Here is a 2715-nt window from a genome sequence, read left to right as displayed (position 1 = left end):
CTCAAGAGATGCGCCCCATGTTTCCGCGCATTGAATCTAACTACGTATTCGAGCTGACCGTTGGGAGAGGTGATGGTGTTTACTGTTAGTCTGCCGGCCAACGGCAGCTCAATACGGCGTTAGCCACTTGTCACGAGTCCTCTCGAGGATCATCGAGATCGCAATGAATCGACCAAGCGTTCTCATAGCCGTGCTGGTTGCGGCCATCGTTGGCTCAGTCGCAATCAATGTATGGCCCTTCTTAGCACTCTTCAGCGCGAGCGAAGCCGCATTTGTGCTGGGGCTTGGGGTAGGCATAGTTCTACTGGCGTGGCTCCCCCTGCTGTATCCCGTATTCATGATTCTTCGTTCGAAGCCTCAGCAGCCCTGGCGGGTTAGGTTTGTCGGCGTGGTCGGCTCACTTACCTATGGGGCCTCACTGCTGGTTGCCACGGTAGTCGGGGTGCCAGTGGAGCTCTACCTTGTTCATGTAGCCCCCCAACTGCAGGCCATGGGCGAGCCAGTTGGGGAGCCGGTGGTCATTGCTGCAGAGTTCGTCCTTTCCTACGGCTGGATTGCGGCGCCCGCAGTGCTTTCTGTTGCTTCAGTTGTGCTCACTAGATACCTTCTGCCTCGTTGGCCGGCAGTGGTTTCGGCGCTAGGCGGCTAACTGTGCGTTGGAGCGGACCTGCGGGAGATACGTCGAATGAACCGATCACTGTCGGCCGCAGGCCGCTCAACGCGGCGTTAGTTTTCTGATGGAAGTCCTCGAGAGTCAGACCGATTCAGCGTCTCTAGGTAGGCTATGCGAGCCAGCACTTGCACAGCTCTTTCGTCGGGATTTTGATGCGCTGACAAGCACGTACTCGTACGCCGTCGCATACGATAGGCCTCTGGCCAGGGCAGTAGAGGAAGATCTCGACGCTTCAGTTCCTGAAGGTGATGCGCTGCTAGGGCCAGAGCACGTCGAATGCTGCGTCAAGTACTTCCAACCAAATGACATCCCTCTGTATGCTCTAATCGAGTGCGTGTTGGCTACAAGAGCGGGATCTGAGGTTCTCGTCGAGTTCGTCGTCACGGGCACCGAGCGGAAGTGCCTGTCCTTGGAGCAAATCGGCCCATGTTCCCAGTACGAAAACTAACTACGTATTCGAGCAGACCGTGGGGAGAGGTCGTGGTGTTTTCTGATATGTTGTCGGCCCACGGCTGCTCAATACGGCGTTAGGCAACAGGGGATCAGTACCGAGGCATGAGGTTCAAGGTTCGCTCCAGCGTTCTTGTCTTCGTCGAGTTGCGGCGTCACTCGTCCTCCCGAGATCGGAGCCGGCGAGAAAATCTGGGGCGTGACATCGCGCTTTGTCAGGCTCGCGCAGTCTGGCCGCGCAGCTTCGCTCCGCTGGCCCGGCCTGTCGCTGCGTCCCGCTTCGCAACTACGCACTAGCAGTCTGGTGAGACGCATTTCAGCAGCCTGTTCGTTAGCCATCAAGGAGAATTGGCGTGGGCTATGACATGCACATAACTCGCAAGCCTCAGTGGTTCGATGACGATGGCCCGGAGATCTCTCTCGACGAATGGAAGGCATATCTCTTCGGTGAGAGTCAGTTTGCCAGTGACGGCTCCGCTGAAGTCCGTTCTCTTAGCGGCGCCGTACTGCGCCTCGAAAGCGAGGGGCTTGCCGCCTGGTGCGGTTATTCTGCCCACGAGCCCGGGGGGAACATGGCTTGGTTTCTCTACACGAAGGGCAACCTGGTCGTAAAAAATCCCGACGAGGAGACTCGCCGCAAGATGTACCAAGTGGCGGTGGCCCTTGGCGCTCGCGTTCAGGGTGACGAAGGTGAGTTCTATGGTGCGGACGGGGAGCAATTGAACGACGCACCGCCAGCGGCTTCGTCTACCGCTACTCGCCCGTGGTGGAGATTCTGGAGCTGATGGCTCTGTGCACAATGGAGCGGATAGAGGGGCGTTTTGTGAGACGATGTCTTCACTGATGTTGGCGGTCGCCGTTTTCACGCATGCTTGCGGTGTTTCCCGAGGCTCTCGACCCTGATCTGGTCGGGTCATACCCGGCGTCGGTGAAAGCCGGGGGTGGTCTCGTCTGGGATGCCGTTCTGGAATATCGAGTTTGGTGCTATCCGCGCGAGGGTGCCCCGGATGAGTTTCAAGGCTCAGACTACTTCTACTCGTTTGCCTGTTGTCGCGAAGCTTTGGATTTCGCCGCTCAGGTGGCCGGAGCACAAGCGCCACTTGTCCTTGTGCTGCAGGAGGAGTTCATTGACGAAGCTGAGCCTGGTACCTATGTGCATCGAAGAGAGCGGCGAATGACCGAGTGGCCGATTGCGTTTTTTTCACGCCCGCGTCGAACGGCCGACACCATTCCCAACTTCTTCGCATCCGACGCCCCAGCGAGCCGGCTCGACATTGTTCGCGGACTGGCAGTGTAATTCTGCGTAGCGAATTCGGAGAGGCGCCTGCATGGATCGAGACGTTCAGAAATTGTGCGAGGAGATTGAGCGCAGCGTTGGGAAGTTCAGGAGGTCGGGCAGCGACGTTCGCATTGACTATTCGGAATGGTCGGATCAGGCGCGGGCTTCGCCCATTGCTTATCTGCATGAACCCCCCGTGCCAATGTAATGCGAGACAGCTACCTCTTCTAAATTACTGAAGGTAGTCTGCTGTCATGAGAAACAAGAATCCCATTTCCGAGAGCCCCAAATCGGCCATGTCGTCTGCGACTTC

General features: G+C 57.6%; 2 protein-coding genes. Both read left to right on the top strand.

All coding sequences use genetic code 11. From position 1 onward, the window contains the following. Positions 1-1476 precede the first annotated feature (1476 nt). Positions 1477-1908 carry a hypothetical protein gene (locus tag IFO71_RS21400; RefSeq protein WP_192031726.1) on the top strand — a complete coding sequence of 144 codons (432 nt, stop codon included), beginning with the start codon at positions 1477-1479 and terminating at the stop codon, positions 1906-1908. Positions 1909-1991: 83 nt separating this feature from the next. Next, entirely contained in the window at positions 1992-2420 is a 429-nt protein-coding gene (locus IFO71_RS21395; protein ID WP_192031725.1) for a GCN5 family acetyltransferase, read from the top strand. Positions 2421-2715: the final 295 nt, after the last annotated feature.

This window comes from Pseudomarimonas arenosa, from assembly GCF_014841215.1.
Lineage (GTDB): Bacteria > Pseudomonadota > Gammaproteobacteria > Xanthomonadales > Xanthomonadaceae > Pseudomarimonas > Pseudomarimonas arenosa.
Note: the sequence above shows the minus strand (reverse complement) of the source record. Positions and strands in the feature narration are given on the sequence as shown.

What these genes read in the sequence shown, in the direction of transcription:
- IFO71_RS21395 (WP_192031725.1), top strand. Translation starts at nt 1,992, where the DNA reads ATGCTTGCGGTGTTTCCCGAGGCTCTCGACCCTGATCTGGTCGGGTCA.